We start from the raw sequence: 22708 nt of genomic DNA, 5'->3' as shown, positions 1-22708 counted from the left end.
AACTCAAAAAGGACTCATTCAGCTATTGAATACAATACTCCGAGAGAGAAACTGGAACTATATTATAAAGAAATGGAGCAATGTGCTTAACTTTTTGTGTAGAAAAAGGTGGAAAGTCCACTACTTCACTATCTCACTATCTCACTATCTCACTATCTCACTAAACTAATAAAAGTACCCTAACCAATCAGTTGTTATTTGTATTGATAAGAGAAATATTTCATATTGAGATTATCAAAATATGTTTTAAAATTTATTTTGACAAAATGTGTAAAAAATTGTATACAGAATACAAAAAGCGAGGGGTTAGCTATGTTAAAAGAATACGAAGATCATGTTCAGGAAAGAGAGAAGCTCGGTATACCGCCTTTGCCTCTTTCACCGGAGCTGACAAAAGAAGTATGCGAAAAGCTGGAAAATCCTGAAGATAAGAAAGAACAGGATTATCTTTTATATCTTCTCAAGGAGAGGGTTGCGCCAGGTGTGGATCCGGCTTCTAAAGTTAAGGCTGAATGGCTCAATAAAGTAGCGACAGGCGAAGTGAAATCTCCTGCAGTATCAGCAGAAGATGCTGTTGATATTCTGGGAACAATGCTTGGCGGATACAATGTCCAGTATTTGGTTGAGCTGCTTAAAGATGATAAACTTGGTAAAAAAGCTGCTGAAGCTTTGAAGACAACAATTCTTGTTTATGATGCTTTCGATGATGTTTTAGAATTGTCCAAATCCAATTCAAATGCGAAAGAGGTAATAAAATCCTGGGCTGAAGGTGAATGGTTTACATCTAAGCCCGATTTTCCAAAAGAGATGAAGCTCAAAGTATATAAAGTTGAGGGTGAGACTAATACAGATGATTTTTCACCGGCTAAACATGCCTGGAGCCGTCCTGATATCCCTATGCATGCTCTTGCTATGGGAGAATCGAGATTTCCCGAAGGCAATGAAACGATTAAAAAATTTCGTGAAGAAGGTTACAAAGTTGCCTTTGTCGGCGACGTTGTAGGAACAGGATCTTCCAGAAAATCTGCATGTAACTCTGTGATGTGGCACATCGGTGAAGATATTCCCAATGTTCCCAATAAAAGGAATGCCGGTGTTGTTATAGGCGGACTTATTGCTCCGATTTTTTTTAATACCACTGAGGATTCAGGGGGTCTGCCTGTAATGTGTGATGTGACAGGCATGAATACTGGTGATGTTATTATCCTTGATTTTGAAAAGGGGGAAGTCCGCAAAGATGACGGCACCGTCTTAACAAATTTTGAACTTAAACCGAAAACTTTAAGAGATGAATATAAGGCCGGAGGCAGACTGAATCTGATTATCGGCCGTTCTCTTACCAACAAGGCCAGGGCAGCTCTTGGTATGAATGAGTCCGAACTGTTTATCAAACCGGACAATCCGAAACCAAAGCCGGGACAGGCCTATTCCCTTGCTCAAAAGATTGTTGGTAAAGCCTGCGGCGAAGCCGGTGTTCTTCCGGGAACTTCCTGTGAGCCCAAAATGACAACTGTAGGTTCGCAGGATACAACGGGGCCGATGACTGCGGATGAATTGAAAGAACTTGCATGTTTGAAATTTCAGACTGATTTGTTTATGCAGTCTTTCTGCCATACTGCTGCATATCCCAAGTCAGCCGATGTGAAAATGCACAAGAGCCTTCCGGATTTTATTACCGAAAGGGAAGGTGTTGCTCTGAAGCCGGGTGACGGTGTTATCCACTCCTGGCTAAACAGACTGCTTCTTCCGGATACGGTTGGTACAGGCGGTGATTCCCATACCAGATTTCCCATAGGCATTTCTTTTCCTGCAGGTTCCGGATTGGTTGCTTTTGCCGGTGCACTTGGCTTTATGCCTCTTGATATGCCAGAGTCAGTTCTTGTGAAATTTAAAGGAGAATTAAATCCTGGTATAACATTAAGGGATGTAGTGAATGCCATTCCCTATTTTGCAATACAGGAAGGTCTTCTTACTGTAGAAAAGGCCGGTAAAAAGAATATTTTTAACGGTCGCATCGTTGAAATGGAAGGACTGCCTGATTTGACTGTTGAGCAGGCTTTTGAATTGACCGATGCTTCAGCGGAAAGATCGGCTGCAGGGGCTACTATGAAACTTTCCGAAGACAGTGTTGCAGAGTATCTTAAGAGTAATATTGCCCTCATGAAGAAAATGATTGAAGACGGCTATCAGTACGCAGATACATTGAAAAAGAGGATTGAAGACTGTGAAAAATGGCTTGAGAAGCCTGAACTGCTTGAGAGGGATAAGGATGCGGAATATGCCGCAGTCCTTGAAATAGATCTGAATGATATAAAAGAACCGATTCTTGCCTGTCCCAATGATCCGGATGATGTCAAGCTGCTTTCCGAAGTTGCCGGGACCAATATAGATGAGGTTTTTGTGGGATCCTGCATGACCAATATCGGACACTTCAGAGCCGCTGGAAAAATATGGGAAGGTGAGAAATATCCTCAGACGAGAATCTGGGTGACTCCCCCTACTAAAATGGATGAAGCAAAGCTCAAAGAGGAAGGTTACTATTCAATTTATTCTCAAATAGGAGCCAGGGTTGAAATACCCGGTTGTTCACTTTGTATGGGTAATCAGGCCAGAGTGAGACCTGAGACAAATGTGCTGTCAACATCTACCAGAAATTTTGATAACAGAATCGGGGACGGGGCACAGGTTTATCTCGGTTCTGCTGAGCTTACTGCAATAACCGGACTTTTGGGTAAATTGCCTTCAGTTGATGATTATATGGACATTATCAATAAAAAGGTAACTCCTAATAAAGAGGAAATTTACAAATATCTTGAGTTTGACAAAATGGGGAAAGTAAAACTCACTTATTCGTAAAAAAAAAAGCCGCCAAAAGGCGGCTTTTTTTGTAGTCCTGCCGTTAAAGCGAATACTATTATAAAAGGTTATTTCACCAAAGACCCGGATATGAAATGCGTTGGTGATAAAGAGCTCTTAGACAAGATATCGCTATTACAAACTATGATATTAATTTGAAAGTATATTATTCGTTAAAAAACACGTATGTGTCATTTTGTGATGATTCTTTTATAGAAAGGCTGGGAGAGAAAAATATGTGTCAATGAAATGTTAAACAAAAGAAAGTGTGCTTTGCATGCTAAATTTTTATACTTTAAAAAATAAATACTGTTTTGTTATTAATCTTCTCAATATTCCTTGACAAAAACCGGTATGTTCTGTATATGGTATACAGTATACAGAGTTGTGTGTATGCTGTTCCTTTTTTCAGGGATAAAGGCATTTTGTAACATTATTTTAGAAGTTATTTAAATTAGTCATAAAACATGAAAAATAAGGAGAGAATATGGCAGCAGAAAAGCAAAAAATTGTTTGGACAGAAATCGATGAAGCGCCGGCTTTGGCGTCTTATTCACTTCTTCCTATTGTGAGGAAGTTTCTTGAATCAGCAGGAATTGATATTGAAGCCGTTGATATTTCACTTGCCGGAAGGATAATAGCAAATTTTCCGGATTATCTGAAAGAAGATCAGAGGATACCAGATTATCTTTCCCAACTTGGTGAGTTAGCTCTTAAACCCGAAGCAAACATTATCAAACTGCCCAATATCAGTGCTACAATACCTCAGCTCAGGGCAGCAATAGAGGAGCTGCAAAATAAAGGCTTCAATGTCCCGGATTATCCCTGGGATCCTCAGAATGAAGAAGAGAGAAAAATCCAGGAAAGGTATGGTAAAGTACTCGGAAGTGCTGTTAATCCTGTTCTCAGACAGGGCAATTCCGACCGCAGACCGCCACTTGCTGTTAAAAAGTTTGCTAAGAAATATCCCAAGTCAATGGGCTTACCACTTCTTGACTGGGATAAAGACTCCAAAACTCATGTTGCACATATGGACGAAGGCGATTTCTATGCCAATGAAAAGTCCGTGACAACTGAAAAGAAGAAAGGTTTTAAAATTGAGTTTCAGGATGAAACAGGCAATACAAAGGTGTTGAAAGACGGCCTTGAAGCCCTTGATGGGGAAGTTCTCGACGGAACTTTTATGAGCAAGAAGAAGCTCCGTGAATTTTATGAAAAGCAGGCACAGGACGCTAAGGAAAAAGGGGTTCTTTTATCTCTTCATCTGAAAGCCACTATGATGAAGGTGTCTGATCCTATCCTTTTTGGTCACTGTGTTTATGTATACTTTAAAGATGTATTTGAAAAACATGCAAAGACATTTGATGAACTTGGAGTAGATCCAAACTATGGATTGGCCGACCTTTATTCAAAGCTGGAAAAGCTTCCGGCAGACAAGAAGAAAGAGATTGAAGACGATATAAATGCTGTTTACAAAAAACGTCCTGAGCTGGCAATGGTGGATTCGGGCAAGGGAATTACTAATCTTCATGTGCCCAATGATATCATTATCGATGCTTCTATGCCCGTTGTTGTTCGTGACGGTGGAAAAATGTGGGGACCTGATGATGATCAGCATGATACAAAGGCTATGATTCCCGACAGATGCTACGCAGGGGTTTATCAGGAAGCCATTGCTGATTGCCAGAAAAATGGAAAATTTGACAGAGCTACTATGGGGAGTGTCCCCAATGTCGGTCTGATGGCTCAGAAAGCTGAAGAGTACGGATCCCATCCCACTACTTTTGAAATCCCTTCCAATGGTAAGGTTAAAGTTGTCGATGAAGACGGCAATGTTATGATGGAGCACGATGTTGAAGAAGGCGATGTTTGGAGAATGTCCAGAGTTAAAGATATTCCTGTCAGAGACTGGGTTAAACTCGCAGTGGACAGATCAAGGGCAAGCGGAGCTCCTGCAGTATTCTGGCTGGATGAAAACAGGGCACACGACGCTCAGCTTATCAAAAAAGTAAACGAATATCTGAAGGAACATGATACAGACGGCCTTGATATCAGAATTATGGCTCCGGTTGAAGCCATGAAGTTCTCGCTTAAGCGTATAAGAGAAGGTAAAGATACAATTTCAGTAACGGGTAATGTTCTCCGTGACTATCTTACCGATCTTTTTCCAATACTTGAACTGGGAACCAGCGCCAAGATGCTTTCAATTGTTCCGCTTTTAAACGGCGGAGGGCTTTTTGAAACAGGAGCCGGCGGTTCTGCGCCTAAACATGTTCAGCAGTTTCTCAGAGAAGGGCATCTAAGATGGGATTCTCTTGGTGAGTTTACAGCTCTCGGTGCCTCCCTTGAGCATCTGAGTAAAGTTTTTGACAATAAAAGAGCTCAACTTCTTGCTGATACGCTGAACGAAGCTGTTGAAAAATTTCTTGAAAATGAAAAGTCACCATCCAGAAAAGTTTATGAACTTGATAACAGGGGCAGTCATTTTTACTTCGCTATGTATTGGGCAGAAGCTCTGGCAAAGCAGGATGAAGATAAAGATTTAAAAGATAACTTTGCACCTGTTGCTGAAAAGATGAAGCAAAATGAAGAAAGCATTATAGATGAATTGAACAATAAGGCTCAGGGCAAACCTGTTGATATAGGCGGATATTTCAGACCCGATCTGGAGAAGGCATTTAAAGCAATGCGTCCCAGTGAGACGCTTAATTCTATAATCGATTCAATATAACGGTGTAATTTGTTATCGGAGCCGGTTTTATCCGGTTCCGATAAAACAAAAATAAAGGGGGCAGAATTATGGCTTTTAAGAGACCTAAAATAGCACTGATCGGTGGCGGTCAGATAGGCGGGGTACTTGCGCAACTGTCAGCTCTTAGAGAGTTAGGCGATGTAGTGATGTTTGATATCGTTGAAGACATGCCACAGGGCAAGACTCTGGATATCGCAGAAGCTTCCAGGGTTGACGGCTTTGATGTTGAGTTAAAAGGTACCAATGAGTACAAAGGTATTGAAGGCTCAGATGTTGTTATAGTTACAGCTGGTTTGCCGAGAAAACCGGGTATGAGCAGAGATGATCTTCTTACAAAAAATGCCGGCATTATGAAACAGGTGGCAGAGGGCATAAGAGAGCATGCTCCTGATTCATATGTGATTGTTATCTCCAATCCTTTGGATGCTATGGTTACCCTTATGAAAGAAGTTACAGGTTTTCCCACAAACAGGGTTTTCGGTCAGGCCGGAGTGCTCGATTCTTCAAGATTTTCCTCTTTTATTGCGTGGGAGCTTGGAGTTTCCGTGAAAGATGTTAATGCTCTTGTAATGGGCGGTCACGGTGATACTATGGTGCCGTTAATAAGATATGCTAATGTAAACGGTGCACCTGTTATGGAGCTGCTTGAAAGAAAGTATGGAGATGCCAATAAGGCGAAAGAAGTTATGGACGCAATAGTTGACAGAACGAGAAAAGCCGGCGGCGAAGTCGTTGGTCTCCTGAAAACAGGTTCCGCTTTTTACTCTCCTGCCTCTGCTGCTATTGCTATGACAGAAGCACTTCTCAGAGATCAGAAGAGAGTTCTCCCTGTTTGTGCATTTCTTCAGGGTGAGTACAACGTAAATGACATGTATCTGGGAGTTCCTGCTATAATCGGCGGCGACGGTGTTGAAAAGGTTGTCGAGTTAAGCCTTAATGAAGAAGAAGGCAAAATGCTGGATAACTCAGTAGATGCTGTTAAAAAACTGCTTGAGGACATGAAGAGACTCGGTTTCTTATAAATTTACAGGGCATACAGCCCTGTAAATTTTTAGTTAACTAATGCACAAATAGTTAACTAAGTTGCTTATATGTAAGAATTATTTCTTGATTTGCCTGGTGATAAGTGCTACCTACAAAAGTTGTACCAAAATAAAACAAGAGGTAGGTAGCTATGGACATTCATGAACATCAGGCAAAGGAAATTTTCAGGAAATACGGTGTACCCACACCTAACGGGTACGTTGTTTACAAGCCGGACAATGCCGTAAAGGTAGCCCAGCAGCTGGGAGGGGACCTTGATGTATGGGTTGTGAAAGCCCAGATTCATGCCGGCGGCAGAGGGAAAGCCGGAGGAGTTAAGTTAGCCAAATCCACGGAAGAGGTTGGGCTGCTTGCAAAAGAGATGCTCGGAAGCACACTTGTTACGCATCAGACAGGTGCGAACGGAAAGAAAGTTAACAGGATTTATATAGAAGAAGGCGTAAACATTGAAAAGGAATTTTATCTGGGTATGGTTCTTGACAGATCTAAAGAAATGCCGGTTATGATGGCTTCTTCCGAAGGCGGAATAGATATCGAAGAAGTTGCTGATAAATCTCCTGAAAAAATAGTCAAAGTGGCTATTAACCCTACCATTGGATTCAGAGGTTTTTACGGTAGGAAACTTGCTTTTGGATTAGGTCTGCCCAGAGATCAGGTAAATAAGTTTATAAAGTTTGCTGAATCCATATACAATGTATATATGGACTATGATGCCAGTTTAATAGAGATTAACCCCCTTGTCCTGACAAAAGATAAAACGTTCATTGCATTAGATGCCAAGATGAGTTTTGATGATAACTCTCTCTACAGACAGCCGGAAATTTTGACAATGAGGGATTTGACAGAAGAAGAGCCTGTTGAGGTTGAGGCAAACAAGCACGGATTAAGCTATGTTAAACTTGATGGTAATGTAGGGTGCATGGTGAATGGAGCCGGTCTTGCTATGTCCACTATGGATATAATTAAGCATGAAGGCGGCACCCCTGCCAACTTTTTGGATGTCGGCGGCGGAGCCAATGCTGAAACAGTAGCAAAAGGTTTTGAAATCATTCTCAGTGACCCTAATGTGAAATCTATTTTTGTTAATATTTTCGGTGGGATTGTACGATGTGACAGAGTTGCTCAGGGTATTCTTGAAGCAGCTAAGATTACCAATGTTAATGTTCCTGTTGTTGTCAGGCTGGACGGAACAAATGCTGAAGAGGCTCAGGAAATACTTGCAAATTCCGGTATAAAGAATATTATTGCTGCTGATTCGATTGCCGATGGTGCAAGAAAAGCTATCAGCGCTGTCAGGGGGAATTAATCATGAGTATACTGGTAGATAAAAATACAAAAGTTATAGTTCAGGGATTTACAGGCAAAGAAGGAACATTCCACGCTCAGCAGTGTATTGAGTATGGTACAAATATTGTGGGTGGTGTGACACCGGGAAAAGGCGGCAGTGAACATATGGACCTGCCTGTTTTTAATACGGTAACTGAAGCTGTTTCAGCAACCGGTGCTACAGTCTCCATGGTTTTTGTTCCGCCTGCTTTTCTTGCTGATGCAATAATGGAGGCAGCTGATTCCGGTATTGAGTTGGTAGTTGCAATAACTGAAGGAACACCTGTTACTGATATGCTTGACACAAAAGAATATCTGAAGCATAGAAAGGTAAAAATGATAGGACCCAATTGTCCCGGTGTTATAACATCGGAGGAATGCAAAATTGGAATTATGCCCGGCTTTATATTTAAAAAAGGTAAGGTAGGGCTTATTTCTAAATCCGGAACACTGACGTATGAAGCAAGTAATCAGATTGTAAAAGAGGGACTTGGTATTTCAACTGCTGTTGGCATAGGCGGTGATCCTATAATAGGTATGAGCTACAAGGAACTTTTATGGGAATTTGAACAGGACAGTGAAACCGAATGCATAGTGATGATAGGTGAAATCGGCGGTACCTTGGAGATAGATGCTGCTGAATATATAAGAGAAAATATATCAAAGCCTGTTATTGCTTTCATTGCAGGCCAGACTGCTCCCAAAGGTAAAAGAATGGGACATGCCGGTGCGATAATTTCCGGCAGCAAGGGTACTGCAAAAGAGAAAATGGATGCACTGAGTTCCGCAGGTGTACATGTAGTGCACAGTCCGGCGGATATAGGAAATACAGTTGCAAAAATTATTGGTAAATAAAGGAGATGTAAATGGCAAAAGCAGAGAAAATTGTAATTCACACAGACTGGTGTAAAGGCTGTGAAATTTGTGTCGAGTTATGCCCGACCAATGCTTTGGAAATGCAGGATTTTAAAGCTGTTGTTAAAGATCTTGAAAAATGCATTGCCTGTATGCAGTGTGAGCTGAGATGTCCTGATTTTGCAATTGAAGTTTATAAGAAAGAATCATAAAGGAGGATTTACGTGGCTAAAAAAGTAGATTTTATGATGGGTAACCATGCAGTTGCTGAAGGTGCTTTATATGCCGGATGCAAGTTTTTTGGAGGGTACCCCATAACCCCTTCAACTGAAGTTGCCGAACGCATGGCGGAAAGACTGCCTAAGGTGGGAGGCAGATTTATACAGATGGAAGATGAAATTGCAGCAATGGCATCTGTTGTAGGTGCTTCGCTAGCTGGTTCCAAAAGTCTTACCGCTACAAGCGGTCCCGGTTTTTCTCTGAAACAGGAAAATCTTGGATATGCCTGTTTGACTGAGATACCTGTAGTAGTAGTGGATGTTATGAGGGGCGGACCTTCAACAGGTATGCCCACAGGACCCAGCCAGTCTGATATTATGCAGGCAAAATGGGGTACACATGGCGATCACCCAATAATTGCAGTAACTCCTGCTTCCGTTCAGGAGCAGTTTGATGAAACAGTAAGGGCATTTAACCTTTCTGAAAAGTACAGGTGTCCCGTAGTAGTTCTGACTGATGCGATTATCGGTCAGATGATGGAATCTCTGACTATACCTGAAAAAGGTGGTATGGAAATAGTTGACAGAGAAATGCCGACATGTAAACCGGAAGAATTTTTACCTTATGATATGAGCAAAGATGTTAATCCATTACCGCCTTTTGGTAAAGGATACAGATTTCATGTTACCGGTCTTCACTATGATGAAACCGGCTTCCCCACTAATGACCCTGTTCTTCATACTAAAAACACCAAAAGAATTATAGAAAAGCTGGAAAAAAATTATGATGATATAGTCCAAGTAGATGAATTTATGACAGATGATGCTGAAGTTCTTGTTTTTGCAATTGGCGTTAGTGCCAGATCTGCTAAACACGCTGTTCTGGAAGCCAGAAATAATGGAATAAAGGCTGGTCTCATGAGACCGCTGACAATTTGGCCGTTCCCGGAAAAACATCTGGAAAAGATTCTTTCTAAGAATAATATAAAAGGTATTGTGGTTCCGGAAATGAATCTGGGACAGATGACTCTGGAAGTTGATAAAGTAGCCAGGGGTCGCTGTAAAGTGGAAGGTCTCTACAGCCTTATGGTTGATCCAATCCTTCCTGCTGATATTCTTGAGAAAATTAGGAGGTTTGCTTAAATGGCTTATAATTATAGTAAATATTTAAGAAATGAAAAACTCCCTCATATCTGGTGCCCGGGCTGCACATATGGGATAGCTTTAAAGTCAATGATAAGAGCAATTGATGGATTAGGCTGGGAAAAAGATGATATAGTTGTAACCTCCGGTATAGGTTGTGTGAGCCGTATGCCCGGCTATATGGATTTTAACACTCTTCACACAACGCACGGCAGGTCGATAGCTTTTGCAACAGGTGTGAAACTTGCAAACCCTGAGCTTAAAGTTATTGCTTTAGGCGGTGACGGTGACATGACTGCTATTGGCGGTAATCACTTTATACATGTATGCAGAAGAAATATTGATATGACCGTTTTTGTTTTTAATAACAATATCTACGGTATGACAGGAGCTCAATACTCTCCAACCACACCTCGTGGATCATGGGCTGCAACGGCACCTTACGGAATGCCCGAAAGTAATTTTGACATTACAGAGCTGGCTATTGGTTCAGGTGCAAGTTTTGTTGCCAGGACAACTTCGTATCATACGCCGCATTGTGAAAAAATGGTTAAAGAAGCTCTTCAGCACAAAGGACTTAGTGTGGTTGAAATTATTAGTGCTTGTCCTACTGGTTTCGGAAGAAAAAATAAATTTAAAACACCGACTTCAATGCTTGTGGACATGAAAGAAAGAGCAGTAAATATACAGAAAGCTGCGAAAATGTCCGATGAGGAAATGGAAGGAAAATATAAAATCGGTGTACTGCATAAAGAAGAAAGACCGGAACATGTCGAAACATATGATTCTGTAGTCGGATTTCAAAAAGGGGTGTGAATATGGGAAGAATAGATGTTAGGTTAAGTGGTTCAGGCGGCCAGGGGATGATTACATCCGGAGCCATATTGGGCGGTGCTGCAGTGTATGACAATAAAAACGCTGTACAAACAAAATCATACGGCCCCGAAGCGCGGGGTGGTGCTGCAAGAGCCGAGGTTGTAATCAGCGATGAAGAAATTAATTTTGTTAAAGTGTTAAAGGCGAATATCCTGGTTGCACTTACACAGGAAGCGGCCGACAAGTTTTCAAGTGAAGTCGTGGATGACGGTATCGTAATTGTGGATGACATGCTTGTGAAGAAAAAGCCTTCAGGAAATTTTAAACTTTACTCTTTCCCTATTGTAAAAGCAGCTGCTGAAGATGTGGGTAAATCGATGGTTGCCAATATTGTAACCCTCGGTGTGCTTAATGAAATTGCACAAATTGTGGACTTTGACTCGCTGGAAAAAGCGATTCTTGCTAAAGTACCCAAAGGAACCGAAGAATTGAACAAAAAGGCCCTTCAAGTCGGTAAAGAACTTGTTAAAAACAATTGATACAAAGCCCGCTGAAAAAGCGGGCTTTTTTTGGAGTAATAACGGATGAATGATTTTCTTCAAAGCAAGGAATACAAAAGATGCGTTTTTCTCTGTTCCCGCAGGGCTATGCTTGAAAATGAACTACTTTTAAGGAAATTCGCTTTGGAATACGTTCCTGAGCATTACACCATCGATGAAGTAAGTGAGTTAAACTTATTTCTCAACGATATTTTCGATAATGACCTTTTTGATGTGATTATGGGCAGAAAAAAGGCTTCAGAGTTTAAAGACCAATACAACGAAAGGTTTCTCCATGATATTGAGAAATTCGCTTATAATGAATATTATTCTAAGTAAGATGCGAAACGCGTAATAGGATATATTTAACGTTCAATGTTATTAAAAGTAAGCAGTTATTTATTGTTATTCTTTGTTATTCGTGGTTATTAACTGGGAGAAACAGCCCTGCCTGCATGTGAAATAAGGTGCTTAAAACTTAGCACTTAATACATAACACTAATACACTCAACAAATTACCATCTCACTATTTTACAATCTGACTCCCTCACTAATAAAAAAAGCGGGCTAAATGCCCGCCTTCTTTATTTAATATTGTCTCTCCATTAGCATCTTTCTGATTCCCACAATTGATTTGGTAGGGTTTAATTCTTTAGGGCATGCCTCAACACAGTTGTAAATGGTATGACATCTCCATACACCGTGTTTATCATTTAAAATAGGCAGTCTTACATCAGAGCCTTCATCCCTTGAGTCAACAAGATATCTGTAAGCTCTCAGAAAAGCGTTCGGACCCAAATAGTCCTTATCAGCCCAGTAGGAAGGGCATGAAGATGAACAGCATCCGCATGCGATACATTCGTAAAGTCCATCTAATTTCCTTCTGTCTTCCGGTGACTGATACATTTCTTTGTCAGGAATTGCACTTCTTCTGATAAGATAAGGTTTAACGGTAATGAACTTATTGAAAAAGTCCTCAACGTCTGTAACCAAGTCTCTTATCACTTTCATACCCGGAAGCGGCTGAACAGTGATGTGATCGGTTCCCAGCTCTTCAATTTTTGTGATACAGGAAAGCATATTTACGCCGTTGATGTTTAAACCGTCGGAACCACAAACGCCTTCCCGGCATGACCTTCTGAAGGAGAAAGTTGTATCGTGCTCCCACTTAATCTGGTTAAGTGCTTCAAGCATGAGCATACCTTCCTTCCTTATTTCAACATTATATGTTTCGTAATAAGGCTCTTTATCCTTTTCCGGATCGTATCTGAAAACTTCTATATTGACATATTTACTCATTTTCTCACCCTCCCTGCTTAATATACTCTTGGTTTTGGTTTAAACATTTCGACAGTCAGAGGTTTCAACCTGACATCCCGGTATTCCACAGAGAATGTGCCATCCTCGTTGTAAAATACTTCCGTATGCTTCAAGTATTTATCATCATCCCTGTCAGGATAGTCATCTCTATAGTGTCCACCTCTGGATTCTTCCCTCTGGAGGGCTGCACGTGTATGTGCCTCTGCGACCATGAGCATGTTGTTGAGTTCCAAGGCCTCAATGAGCTCAAGGTTAAACACTGTAGATTTATCATCAACTTTATAATCTTTCATTTTTTCTTTAAGTTCTAATATTTTATCCAGTGCATTTGTCATGCCTTCTTCGGTTCTGAAAACGGAGACATTGGTTTGCATTGTTTCAACAAGGTCCTGATAAATCTCGTTGAATGTATGCTTGCCGTTTGCATTGGCATATTTTTCCATTGTATCTATACCGAATTTACCTGCATTTTCCGGAAGAGCCACATACTGGTTTTCCTTAGCCCATTTTGCTGCTTCTTCTCCGGCCGTCCTTCCGAATACGACAAGGTCAAGTAGAGAGTTTGTGCCCAGTCTGTTAGCTCCGTGTACTGAAGCAGAAGCAATCTCACCCGCAGCAAAAAATCCGGGAACAGTGTCTTCAGGGTCTGAGCCTCTTGCTTTTACCACCTGCGTTTTATAGTTCGTTGGAATTCCACCGTTTTGGTAGTGAGCTGTGGGAACAACCGGAATCGGTTCTTTTGTGCAGTCAACACCTGCAAAAACAAGTGCCAATTCGTGAATACCCGGAAGTTTTTCCATAATAACATCTGCGCCAATATGATCTATTTTCAGGAGTATATGATCTTTATTGGGGCCAACACCTCTTCCTTCCAGAATTTCTTTTGCCATCGATCTTGAGACAATATCTCTCGGAGCGAGATCTTTAATGGTAGGTGCGTATTTCTCCATAAATCTTTCGCCGTTTGCATTAAGAAGAATACCACCTTCACCTCTAACACCTTCGGTTATAAGGTTTCCTGCGCCATAAAGACCCGTTGGGTGAAACTGGGTAAATTCTGCATCACTCCAGGAAAACCCTGCTCTCATTGCCAGTGCAAGACCGTCACCTGTATTGATATGTGCGTTTGAGTTTGTTTGATAAATTCTGCACATTCCACCTGAGGCAAAAACTACAGATTTTGCATGAAATACATGATATCCACCGTCTTTCATATCCCAGCAGATAACACCGTTCACAGCCCCATCATTTGTAATAAGTTCTAGTGCGTAGAATTCACTGAAAAACTGAGTTCCCTGTTCAACAGATTTTTCGTAAAGCGTCTGCAGCATTGCATGGCCTGTCCTGTCAGCAGCGTAGCAGGCTCTTTTAACAGCCTTTTTCCCGAAATTCGAAGTGTGACCGCCAAACGGTCTTTGGGCGATTTTTCCTTCTTCTGTTCTGCTGAATGGCAGACCTATATGCTCCAGTTCAATAATTCTCTGTGGAGCAAGTTTTGTCATATATTCGCATGAATCCTGATCAGCCAGGTAATCACTTCCTTTTATAGTATCATACATATGCCAGAGCCAGTGGTCCTCTTCCATATTACCAAGAGAAGCTGAAATGCCGCCCTGTGCAGAAATTGTATGGCTTCTTGTGGGATAGACCTCAGAAATTACAGCAGTGCTGACATACTGGGAAGCTACCTGAGCAGCGTTAAGACCTGCACCGCCAGCTCCCAAAACAATTACATCAAACTTGTGGTACTCTATTTTTGCAGACATATTTATTACCCCTCTCAAAAGATTTTTACATCATTGATGCCACAGATAATGCTAGAAATCCGACCGTTAAACCTACAATCCAGTAAATCCCAAACAGAATTGCACGCCACGTACTGTTTGACACATAATCATCGGTTATCATTTTAAAGCCGTTCATTGTGTGGAAAACTCCGAAAATAAACAGCGGACCCAGTACTATTTTTTGAAGCCCCCAGGCTCCTGTACTAAGCATAGAGAAAAAATGTATGAAAATAACAACTATCATTATAACTCCGGAAATTCTCTGCAACAGCCATTCAAAAACACCGCTGTCACTGGAGCCTACAAATTTATAAGGTTTCATCTAATCCCTCCTTATGAAAATATTGGAATAGCGCCTAAAATAGACACGACTACCGTTAAGAAAATTACAACCATGAACTGTTTGCTGAACATTCCTTCCTCGGCACCGGAAGAAAAATCGATCAGAACTATCCTGAATCCGTTAAAAGCATGATAAGCGAAAAATATTAAAACTAATATTCTCGCTACCGGGTTAGCCGTAAGGCTTGTAAACCAGCCGGCAACGCCTGATTTTGCAAGAATATGGAAAATCAGGTATAGACCAATGATAACACCGGTGATTCTGTGAAGCAGCCATGCCACCATTCCGGTGTGTTTCCGATAGGAAACTTTTTTTGGGTAGGTGACTAAGTCTCGTCTTGGCATTTTACACCCCTTATATTTTATTTTACAAACAACGTTAATTTATCAATATGCTTTTTAACACAAATTATAAAGTGTGTCAATGTTGTTGTATACAATATACAAACTTAAGCGGAGTCCGGTGCAATTTATTGCTTTAATCTATAATGGTCATTGGATGTACAAACATTCTCGTTCAGGTAAACGCTGTTTTATTTAGCAGGTAAATGAGATTTAAGTTATATTTTGCATATTTTGAATAAATCTGAAAGCAGGACTTCAGCCCTGTAGATGTAGGTGACTTTGTTTGAAACAAAATGTATCCCCACTGCATCTTCTCCTAATCCGGCGGGAGAAGAAAGTCCTGAGCACCGAGCACATAAGAATTTATGTGCTCGGTGCTCAGATAGGATAGGGTACTTATTCAAAACTTTTGTTACGAAAATTTCTCAATAAATGTTTATAATAAAAAATTATTACTCACTTAATAAAAGCATTGCAATTAATCTCAGCTTTGATATATTTTCTTTGTTGTTACTTCGCGTAAGGAATTCGGGGTTATCATTGTTCAGTTTTTCAAACAAAATTAATCAAAAATTCCATGCCGATTGCCGGAATCACCAGTTGAGGTTGATTTCTTGAGTTGCAAATATATTTGTGACTATTAAACGGTAGGTAAGATTGCACATTTAAAAAATGTTCAATTTCTTATTAATATTAAATAAAGTAGAGGTAGAAAAGTATGCAGCAAAATCATTCGTTTGATGAGTTAGGACTATCGGAAAATTTGTTAAAATCTGTAAAAAAGAAGGGCTTTGAAGAGCCGACACCTATACAGGCACAGGTTATTCCAACGTTAATGAAAAGTGAGAAAGATGTTGTCGGTCAAGCACAGACCGGGACAGGAAAAACCGCCGCTTTCGGTTTGCCAATCATGGACAGGATTGTATCCGATGAGAAAAGGGTTAAAACATTGATATTGGCACCTACCAGGGAATTGGCCATCCAGGTCTCTGAAGAATTAAATTCCCTGAAAGGTAAAAAGAAACTGAAAATTGTTCCTATATACGGAGGACAGTCAATTGAACTTCAGCTCAAGCGGTTGAGCAGCGGAGCAGATATTGTAGTTGGAACGCCGGGAAGGGTCATTGATCACCTTAACAGAAGAACTCTGGATATTTCAAAATTGGATTATCTGGTTCTGGATGAGGCGGATGAAATGCTCAATATGGGGTTTATCGAAGATATTGAGTCTATTTTAAAAAGAGCTAATCCTGATAAGCGGATGCTTCTTTTTTCAGCCACTATGCCGAGAGAAATTTTAAATATTGCCAAAAGATTCATGGGTGAGTTTGAAATTTTCAGGACAAAAAGCGAAGAGCTCGCCGCCGGACTGACGGAGCAGATATATTTTGAGGTGAGGGAACCGGATAAATTTGAAGCATTGTGCAGAATCAGAGATATGGAAAAGGAATTTTACGGTATTATTTTCTGTCGTACGAAAGTTGATGTAGATAGACTTGCAAATAAGCTGATTGACAGAGGATATAATGCTGAAGCCCTGCATGGGGACATATCTCAGCACCAGCGGGAAAGAATTCTGAAAAAATTCAGGAACAAACAGGTCAATATGCTTGTTGCAACGGATGTGGCAGCAAGAGGTATCGATATTCAGGACTTGACTCATGTAATAAATTATGCACTTCCTCAGGATCCCGAAGCTTATATACATCGAATCGGAAGGACGGGTAGAGCCGGAAAAGAAGGCACCGCTATTACCTTTGTCACACCAGAAGAGTACAGAAAATTACTTTTTATCATGAGAAAAGCCAAGACAGACATAAGAAAAGAAAGCCTTCCTGGTGTTGGAGAAATTATCGAGGCTAAAAAGGAAAACATAAAAGAAGAAATTTTAGAAGCTCTCAGTTCGGATGAATCGGAAAACTATAAAGATATCGCGGAAGACCTGCTTGAAAAAGCCGAACCTGCCAAACTGGTTTCTGCACTGTTAAATATAGCCTACGAAGATGATTTGAGTGAGGATAGTTATCGTGAAATAAGTGATGTTTACGTTAATAAAAAGGGAAGGACACGATTATTTGTCGCGCTTGGCAAGATGGACGGCATGAGTCCTAAATCACTGGTTGACTTTATAATAGATAAGGCCGGTGTGGAAAATAAAAAGATTAAAGATGTAAAAGTTTTTGAAAAATTTTCCTTTATCACTGTACCTTTTGAGGAATCCGAGATTATTCTGGAAATTTTTAAGCGGGAAAAACGCGGCCGGAGACCTATCGTGGAGATTGCAAAAGAAAAGAAAAGGTGATAAAGATTACATATGAGTTTATTGCATAAGAAGATAAAAGATTTTAAGCAGTACTCGTATGAGAGACATAAGAATTTGTTTTCGGAGCTTGCCTCAGGACAGGCTCCGCACACTTTGTTTATAAGTTGTTGTGATTCAAGGGTTCTCCCATCATTTATTACAAACTCACTGCCCGGAGAATTATTTATAGTCAGAAATATAGCCAATATTGTCCCCCCATACTCCACAAAAGGGGAATATTCATCTACAATTGCAGCCATCGAATATGCCGTGCTCGTTTTGAAAGTACAAAATATAGTGGTTTGCGGACATTCCAATTGCGGCGGGTGCTCATCGCTTTTAAAAAATGATGACGAGTTAAGTTTGCTGCCTAATGTAAAAAGATGGCTATCTTTATCGGAAAACACCAGGGTAAAATATTACCAAAATCTGGATGAAGATATAAGAATGCCTTATCATATTGAAATGATTAATGTCGTTATGCAGTTAGAAAATCTTATGACATATCCGTTTATTGAGGAACGGATAAAGCAAAAGTCCCTTAATATCTACGGATGGTACTATTTGATCGATAAGGGTGAAATTTTTGACTACAATCCTGCCGTAAAATATTTTGAACCGGTAATCTGAATATGATTGTAAAGCTGGAAAAGGTTGTAAATTATAAAGATATAGGGTTTGACTTCAAGCTGAGACCGGACAGTCTTGTCTCTTTTTTTCAGGAAATTGCAATACATCATTCTGATATGGTTGGCTATGATGCCGAAACACTTAAAGATATGGGTGTGGCCTGGGTATTAAATAAGCTGTACGTAGATATTTCAGAATATCCTGTATTAGGAGATAGTATCACTGTGATAACCTGGTCATCAGGGATATCCGGTGTAAAGGCTTTCAGGGAGTTTATTATTCGCAGCGGCGGCACTGAGGCTGTGAGAGCTGTTTCGATGTGGACACTTTTGGATATAACCACCAAACGTATAAAACGTATTCCTTCTTATCTGAGTGAAGCTTATGAGACTGAAAGCTCTCAGGCCACATCATTTCCGATTGCCTCATACAAGGTTGACAAAAATCCCGGCGATGAGGAAGGTTTGCTGCAAACTGTCCGTTTTTCAGATTTTGATACGAATATGCATATGAATAATACGGCATATGTAAATATTCTTGACACTGCATTGAAAAGATATATCGGGAAAAATGTTGAGGTTAATGAGTTTTTTATAAATTTTCAGAAAGAAGTGGGTTTTGATGTGGAAAAACTCACCGTTAAATTTTCAAGGCAAGACACCAATGTCCTTTATTCTATAAATGATGCCAAAAACATTTGTTCAAAAGGGTTTGTTAGGGTATGAAAAAAAGGGGGGGGTTGAGCCCCCCTTTTTTCAATTTTACAGAATAAGTACAGCGCCTACTGCAACAACTCCGCAGAGGAGCGCTAACAGGGAAAAATAGCTGACTGTTTCCAGACCATCTCTGAATCTTTTTTCCATTTTCTAAAACCTCCGTGAATAAAATTTAAATTTATACATCAAGTTTCGCACTTCGTTTTGTTATTGCGAAACCCTGTGAAAACAGGGTTGTGGCAATCTCAAAACAAGAAAAACAGAGAGATTGCTTCGTCGTTTTCACTCCTCGCAAAGACGTGAAAACAGTGTAAATGCGAAACTTGAATTATACCTGAATAACTGAGTTTAAATTTTGCTTTAACCTCCCTTTTTATTATCCCCGATGTTAAAGCGTTAAAGAAGTATCTCTTCCTATTTTGAGATACCAGTTATTCAGATACATTGTTAATTATGTATAAAAAACATAGCAAATCAATAGGAAATCTTTAACTGTAAATTAATATATTGCCGTTAAAATTTGACTTTTCATTAAAATGTACGGCTTTATAGTGTTTATTATTAGCTGACAAAACAAATAAAAATAAAATTTTCTTAAATTATTGTGAAAAATAACATTGTTTTGTAAAAATTTCCTCAGTTTTTGCGGATATTTTGTATTAGCTTGATTTGGACTGAATTTGAAGCCGGTTTAATCGGGACATAAAAAAATCCCGGCTAATTGCTTCAAGAGGGGAGGAGGGAAGAAGCGTTTGAATAGCCGGGCAACTTATTATTTTCTTTACAAAAATTAATATAATAAATCGTTAATAATTATCAAGAGTTTTTTTGTTTCTTTTATTATAAAGATGAGAAAGAAAAGGCTGCAGGTTTTTCTCATAAATATTATCCCAGCTGTATTTTTTTATAACTTTTCGAAAAAAGTTCCCGGTGGAAGAAGTTTTTAAAAATTCAATAATTCTATCAGCAATATTTCCCGGCGTTTCATCCAGTTTAAAATAGGTAACACTGTCTTCGCCTATTGTCCTGAAAGGGGGTATATCTGAGCAAACTACCGGCAGTTTTATCATGCCCGCTTCAAGCAGTGGAATACCAAAACCTTCGTGGAAACTGGGTAGAAAAAGTATATCTGAAATCAAATAGAGGTCCCTTATATTGAGTCTGTTTGAATTTATAACTTCTCCGGACTTAAGCCGGTATTCGGCAAGAATTATTACATTATTTTCAATGTTATAATCATTTATCATCTGCTTTAAATTGTTATAATATCTTCTTGTCCCTTCTTCGTGCGGATCAAAAGCTCCTGTAACAATTAAAATTGCATCAAGCCCTTTTTTTGTTAACTCTGATGTGACTTTTATAGAAAGCTCGATGTTTTTTCTCGGATGAAGCCTTGATGGTTGCACCATAATGAAGTCCGCCTTCAGCAGGTTTCGCTCATCAATAATCTTAACAGAAGAATCATCAAGCGCGTAAAAGCTTTTTGGATCAATCCCGTTGGGTATTGTTGTTACACAATCCTCTTTGCCGTAAAGCTTTTCAAAATCCTCTTTTCTGCTTTCTGAAACTGCAACATATGTAAGTTTTTTGTTAAACTGCCGGAGTATCTTGTATATCTCATGGCTGAACTTTCTATCCGAATCTTTATAAAAGAACAAACAGTCGTGATTCCAGCTTACAACTTCTGTGTCATTCTTTTCGGCAATTTCGTGTATTGCGTATGTCAAAGGCAGGTTGTAGCGCATTGTAAGAACGTTGTGAGCTATTAAGATATCAAAGGGCTCCAGACTCTTTAGTAAATAATTCTTAATTTTTTCCTTCAGATTGTAAAATAACTCTTTTTGCCCCTGTAGATACATTCTTACCGACATTTCAACTGTTTTTTCCTGTGAACCCAAAAGTGGATTAATTTCCACAGGAATATTTTTGGCAAACTGGCTTCCGGTTCCTGCAAATATCTTTACGTTATTAAAATTACGGCTGAAAAGCAGAGCCTGCTGTCTTAGTATTTCCTCTACACCCCCAACAACAGGAGGGCATGAATAGTGCAGAAGAGCAATGTTCATTCTGTGCATTCTAACATCCCCTCAATGATAGAGATTTTATGAGGCCAAGCAGATGAAATTCCAGAACCTCGTATGAGAAAAAACGCATTCCAAGTTTGTAGTTTTTTTCAACCATATGTTTAAGTTTTTCTTTATCTTTCAATAAATCCAGAGCATTTTGGACGGTTTCTTCAGTAATAAAACCGTCAAACGTTATTACGTCAAAGCCTTTAGGCTCAATGTCAGCTATAAATATCGAATATCGGTTAACAATTATCGGTTTTTTATGATAAATCGTTTCAAGAAATGCATTACCAAACCCTTCATATCCTGAAGGATAAGTTATTATATCTGCACAATCGTACATATTACCTATTGTATATTTTTTATTGTTATTCTTTTTTACATTTCTTTCTGAACCGACGTATTTATCAAGGGTGACAATTTCCACTCCGAGTATATCGGAATAATTTTTTATTCGTTTGAAGTAATTTTCCCCTTCATCTGATGCGGCGTGTGAAATGAAGAGCTTCGGTTCTTTCAGATTCATAAGATATACTGTTTCAACGGCCCGCTCAATCCATTTTCTTGGTACAACGCGTGTTGGCTGTAAAACCATAATATCATCCTTTTCAAGTCCGGCAACTTTTCTGATTTCACTGCAAGTTTTAGAGGATGTTTTATCAGGTTCTTTTGAAAAGTCGTATACGTTTGGGATTACAATGTTTGAAATCCCTTTTCTCAGGCTGAGCTGCTCACTTGCCAGTGAGTTTATAGTCACATGCTTTATAGAAGGGAGTTTTGGAGGGAACGCTCTGTCCAGATAGTCTTTGGCTGCGTTTATTATAAATCTGTCCCTTTCCCAGTAGAAATCGTGGTGGTGAGCTATTACCGGAAAACATGTTTCAACAGTGAATTCGGTTATAGCCAGCCCCAGAGGAATATTCATCGGAATGGCCAGGGCATTTTCCACAATAAGTAAATGGATATCAAATTTTTTTATAAATTTATAAATATTTGATTTTAGGAAATCACTTATTTTGTGGATTTTATCTGATGTTTCAGTACTTCTGTGAGTTGAGCCTATACATTTATTCTGAATTTCTTTAATTTCCGGCTGATCGAAAAAGGCTTCCGGCACAATCATTGATTTATCAGGTTCTCTGTCACATTTGCCTGCAAAATAAAAGCAGTTGAAGTTATTTTTTCCCAATACCTGTGCCCACTTTTCTATTTCCAGGGACACGCCGTCGGTTCCTTCAATTCTGGTGGAAATAAAACCTATGTTTTTTATATTATCCATTTTTTATTCTTCCGTAATCATCTTCATATCTTATTATATCATTCTCCTCTAATTTATCACCCATCTGCACCTCGAAAAAAATAAGTTTTATATTTGACTTGTTGCTGATTCTGTGTCTTGATTCTCTGGGAATATGATACATTTCACCCGGACCCGTCTCTATGAAAGCATCTTCAATCTGCACCTCACCCTTTCCCTGGATTATTGTCCAGTATTCATCCCTAAACATATGCTTTTGCAGGCTCAGACGTTTGTGAGGCAAGACTTCTATACGTTTTAATTTATATTTTTCTCCGCTGTCGATTACCGTGAAACTGCCCCACGGTCTGTTTTCCGTATAAAATACTTTCTGATTCATTTTTCCTCCAC

General features: G+C 39.6%; 20 protein-coding genes. 13 read left to right on the top strand and 7 right to left on the bottom strand.

Features of this window, described 5'->3' with window-relative positions; genetic code table 11:
- Nucleotides 1–312 precede the first annotated feature (312 nt).
- The 10 genes from UMU13_RS09885 (at nt 313) to UMU13_RS09840 (ending at nt 11888) form a co-directional block, all read left to right on the top strand.
- Entirely contained in the window at nt 313–2856 is a 2544-nt protein-coding gene (locus UMU13_RS09885) for a bifunctional aconitate hydratase 2/2-methylisocitrate dehydratase (protein WP_328218791.1), read from the top strand.
- Nucleotides 2857–3343: 487 nt separating this feature from the next.
- Entirely contained in the window at nt 3344–5587 is a 2244-nt protein-coding gene (locus UMU13_RS09880; protein WP_328218789.1) for an NADP-dependent isocitrate dehydrogenase, read from the top strand.
- Nucleotides 5588–5655: 68 nt separating this feature from the next.
- On the top strand, nt 5656–6630 hold the full coding sequence (gene mdh / locus UMU13_RS09875) for a malate dehydrogenase (RefSeq protein ID WP_328218787.1): 975 nt from the start codon (nt 5656–5658) through the stop codon (nt 6628–6630).
- A 152-nt stretch (nt 6631–6782) separates the two neighbouring features.
- Entirely contained in the window at nt 6783–7958 is a 1176-nt protein-coding gene (gene sucC / locus UMU13_RS09870; RefSeq protein WP_328218785.1) for an ADP-forming succinate--CoA ligase subunit beta, read from the top strand.
- A 2-nt stretch (nt 7959–7960) separates the two neighbouring features.
- The gene (gene sucD, locus UMU13_RS09865) at nt 7961–8833 is read left to right on the top strand and encodes a succinate--CoA ligase subunit alpha (RefSeq protein WP_328218783.1); all 873 of its coding nucleotides are present in this window, start codon (nt 7961–7963) and stop codon (nt 8831–8833) included.
- 11 nt (nt 8834–8844) lie between these two features.
- On the top strand, nt 8845–9045 hold the full coding sequence (locus UMU13_RS09860) for a 4Fe-4S dicluster domain-containing protein (protein WP_273265462.1): 201 nt from the start codon (nt 8845–8847) through the stop codon (nt 9043–9045).
- A 12-nt stretch (nt 9046–9057) separates the two neighbouring features.
- Nucleotides 9058–10194 carry a 2-oxoacid:acceptor oxidoreductase subunit alpha gene (locus tag UMU13_RS09855; RefSeq protein ID WP_328218780.1) on the top strand — a complete coding sequence of 379 codons (1137 nt, stop codon included), beginning with the start codon at nt 9058–9060 and terminating at the stop codon, nt 10192–10194.
- Complete coding sequence (locus UMU13_RS09850) at nt 10195–11010, top strand: 2-oxoacid:ferredoxin oxidoreductase subunit beta (RefSeq protein ID WP_328218777.1); 816 nt, start codon at nt 10195–10197, stop codon at nt 11008–11010.
- 2 nt (nt 11011–11012) lie between these two features.
- Nucleotides 11013–11549, top strand: coding sequence for a 2-oxoacid:acceptor oxidoreductase family protein (locus UMU13_RS09845; protein ID WP_328218775.1), 537 nt, complete (start codon nt 11013–11015; stop codon nt 11547–11549).
- A gap of 45 nt (nt 11550–11594) precedes the next feature.
- Nucleotides 11595–11888, top strand: coding sequence for an FAD assembly factor SdhE (locus UMU13_RS09840; protein WP_328218773.1), 294 nt, complete (start codon nt 11595–11597; stop codon nt 11886–11888).
- 249 nt (nt 11889–12137) lie between these two features.
- Here UMU13_RS09840 and UMU13_RS09835 read toward each other — a convergent pair whose 3' ends face one another.
- The 4 genes from UMU13_RS09835 to UMU13_RS09820 are packed head-to-tail and all read right to left on the bottom strand — an operon-like array spanning nt 12138 to nt 15343.
- A complete protein-coding gene (locus UMU13_RS09835; RefSeq protein ID WP_328218771.1) occupies nt 12138–12848 on the bottom strand; it encodes a succinate dehydrogenase iron-sulfur subunit in 711 nt (236 codons plus the stop codon).
- A 17-nt stretch (nt 12849–12865) separates the two neighbouring features.
- On the bottom strand, nt 12866–14635 hold the full coding sequence (gene sdhA, locus UMU13_RS09830; protein ID WP_328218769.1) for a succinate dehydrogenase flavoprotein subunit: 1770 nt from the start codon (nt 14633–14635) through the stop codon (nt 12866–12868).
- A gap of 25 nt (nt 14636–14660) precedes the next feature.
- A complete protein-coding gene (locus UMU13_RS09825; protein WP_328218767.1) occupies nt 14661–14978 on the bottom strand; it encodes a succinate dehydrogenase, hydrophobic membrane anchor protein in 318 nt (105 codons plus the stop codon).
- An 11-nt stretch (nt 14979–14989) separates the two neighbouring features.
- Nucleotides 14990–15343: a succinate dehydrogenase, cytochrome b556 subunit gene (locus UMU13_RS09820; RefSeq protein ID WP_328218765.1), complete on the bottom strand. Its 354-nt coding sequence runs from the start codon at nt 15341–15343 to the stop codon at nt 14990–14992.
- Nucleotides 15344–16061: 718 nt separating this feature from the next.
- Here UMU13_RS09820 and UMU13_RS09815 point away from each other — a divergent pair.
- The 3 genes from UMU13_RS09815 to UMU13_RS09805 are packed head-to-tail and all read left to right on the top strand — an operon-like array spanning nt 16062 to nt 19000.
- The gene (locus tag UMU13_RS09815; RefSeq protein WP_328218763.1) at nt 16062–17645 is read left to right on the top strand and encodes a DEAD/DEAH box helicase; all 1584 of its coding nucleotides are present in this window, start codon (nt 16062–16064) and stop codon (nt 17643–17645) included.
- Nucleotides 17646–17657: 12 nt separating this feature from the next.
- Nucleotides 17658–18275, top strand: coding sequence for a carbonic anhydrase (locus tag UMU13_RS09810; RefSeq protein WP_328218761.1), 618 nt, complete (start codon nt 17658–17660; stop codon nt 18273–18275).
- Between the two features lie 2 nt (nt 18276–18277).
- Nucleotides 18278–19000 carry an acyl-[acyl-carrier-protein] thioesterase gene (locus UMU13_RS09805; RefSeq protein ID WP_013885881.1) on the top strand — a complete coding sequence of 241 codons (723 nt, stop codon included), beginning with the start codon at nt 18278–18280 and terminating at the stop codon, nt 18998–19000.
- A 797-nt stretch (nt 19001–19797) separates the two neighbouring features.
- Here the strand turns inward: UMU13_RS09805 and UMU13_RS09800 are convergent.
- From UMU13_RS09800 to UMU13_RS09790, 3 genes are read right to left on the bottom strand one after another with little or no spacing between them, the layout of a single operon-like run.
- Nucleotides 19798–21066, bottom strand: a complete 1269-nt coding sequence (locus UMU13_RS09800) for a glycosyltransferase family 4 protein (RefSeq protein ID WP_328218758.1) — start codon at nt 21064–21066, stop codon at nt 19798–19800.
- A 1-nt stretch (nt 21067) separates the two neighbouring features.
- Nucleotides 21068–22339: a glycosyltransferase family 4 protein gene (locus UMU13_RS09795; RefSeq protein WP_328218756.1), complete on the bottom strand. Its 1272-nt coding sequence runs from the start codon at nt 22337–22339 to the stop codon at nt 21068–21070.
- A complete protein-coding gene (locus UMU13_RS09790; protein ID WP_442902148.1) occupies nt 22332–22697 on the bottom strand; it encodes a phosphomannose isomerase type II C-terminal cupin domain in 366 nt (121 codons plus the stop codon). The genes UMU13_RS09795 and UMU13_RS09790 overlap by 8 nt, the downstream gene beginning before the upstream one ends.
- Nucleotides 22698–22708: the final 11 nt, after the last annotated feature.

Origin of the sequence: Flexistipes sp. (assembly GCF_036172515.1) — a bacterium.
GTDB lineage: Bacteria > Chrysiogenota > Deferribacteres > Deferribacterales > Flexistipitaceae > Flexistipes.
This window is presented reverse-complemented; position numbering and strand designations above follow the sequence as displayed.

Coding starts and splice junctions, on each gene's coding strand:
- UMU13_RS09845 (WP_328218775.1), top strand. CDS start 11,013: ATGGGAAGAATAGATGTTAGGTTAAGTGGTTCAGGCGGCCAGGGGATG.
- UMU13_RS09820 (WP_328218765.1), bottom strand. CDS start 15,343: ATGCCAAGACGAGACTTAGTCACCTACCCAAAAAAAGTTTCCTATCGG.
- UMU13_RS09800 (WP_328218758.1), bottom strand. CDS start 21,066: ATGCACAGAATGAACATTGCTCTTCTGCACTATTCATGCCCTCCTGTT.
- UMU13_RS09810 (WP_328218761.1), top strand. CDS start 17,658: ATGAGTTTATTGCATAAGAAGATAAAAGATTTTAAGCAGTACTCGTAT.
- sdhA (WP_328218769.1), bottom strand. CDS start 14,635: ATGTCTGCAAAAATAGAGTACCACAAGTTTGATGTAATTGTTTTGGGA.
- UMU13_RS09835 (WP_328218771.1), bottom strand. CDS start 12,848: ATGAGTAAATATGTCAATATAGAAGTTTTCAGATACGATCCGGAAAAG.
- mdh (WP_328218787.1), top strand. CDS start 5,656: ATGGCTTTTAAGAGACCTAAAATAGCACTGATCGGTGGCGGTCAGATA.
- sucC (WP_328218785.1), top strand. CDS start 6,783: ATGGACATTCATGAACATCAGGCAAAGGAAATTTTCAGGAAATACGGT.
- UMU13_RS09840 (WP_328218773.1), top strand. CDS start 11,595: ATGAATGATTTTCTTCAAAGCAAGGAATACAAAAGATGCGTTTTTCTC.
- UMU13_RS09805 (WP_013885881.1), top strand. CDS start 18,278: ATGATTGTAAAGCTGGAAAAGGTTGTAAATTATAAAGATATAGGGTTT.
- UMU13_RS09880 (WP_328218789.1), top strand. CDS start 3,344: ATGGCAGCAGAAAAGCAAAAAATTGTTTGGACAGAAATCGATGAAGCG.
- UMU13_RS09790 (WP_442902148.1), bottom strand. CDS start 22,697: ATGAATCAGAAAGTATTTTATACGGAAAACAGACCGTGGGGCAGTTTC.
- UMU13_RS09860 (WP_273265462.1), top strand. CDS start 8,845: ATGGCAAAAGCAGAGAAAATTGTAATTCACACAGACTGGTGTAAAGGC.
- sucD (WP_328218783.1), top strand. CDS start 7,961: ATGAGTATACTGGTAGATAAAAATACAAAAGTTATAGTTCAGGGATTT.
- UMU13_RS09825 (WP_328218767.1), bottom strand. CDS start 14,978: ATGAAACCTTATAAATTTGTAGGCTCCAGTGACAGCGGTGTTTTTGAA.
- UMU13_RS09885 (WP_328218791.1), top strand. CDS start 313: ATGTTAAAAGAATACGAAGATCATGTTCAGGAAAGAGAGAAGCTCGGT.
- UMU13_RS09795 (WP_328218756.1), bottom strand. CDS start 22,339: ATGGATAATATAAAAAACATAGGTTTTATTTCCACCAGAATTGAAGGA.
- UMU13_RS09815 (WP_328218763.1), top strand. CDS start 16,062: ATGCAGCAAAATCATTCGTTTGATGAGTTAGGACTATCGGAAAATTTG.
- UMU13_RS09850 (WP_328218777.1), top strand. CDS start 10,195: ATGGCTTATAATTATAGTAAATATTTAAGAAATGAAAAACTCCCTCAT.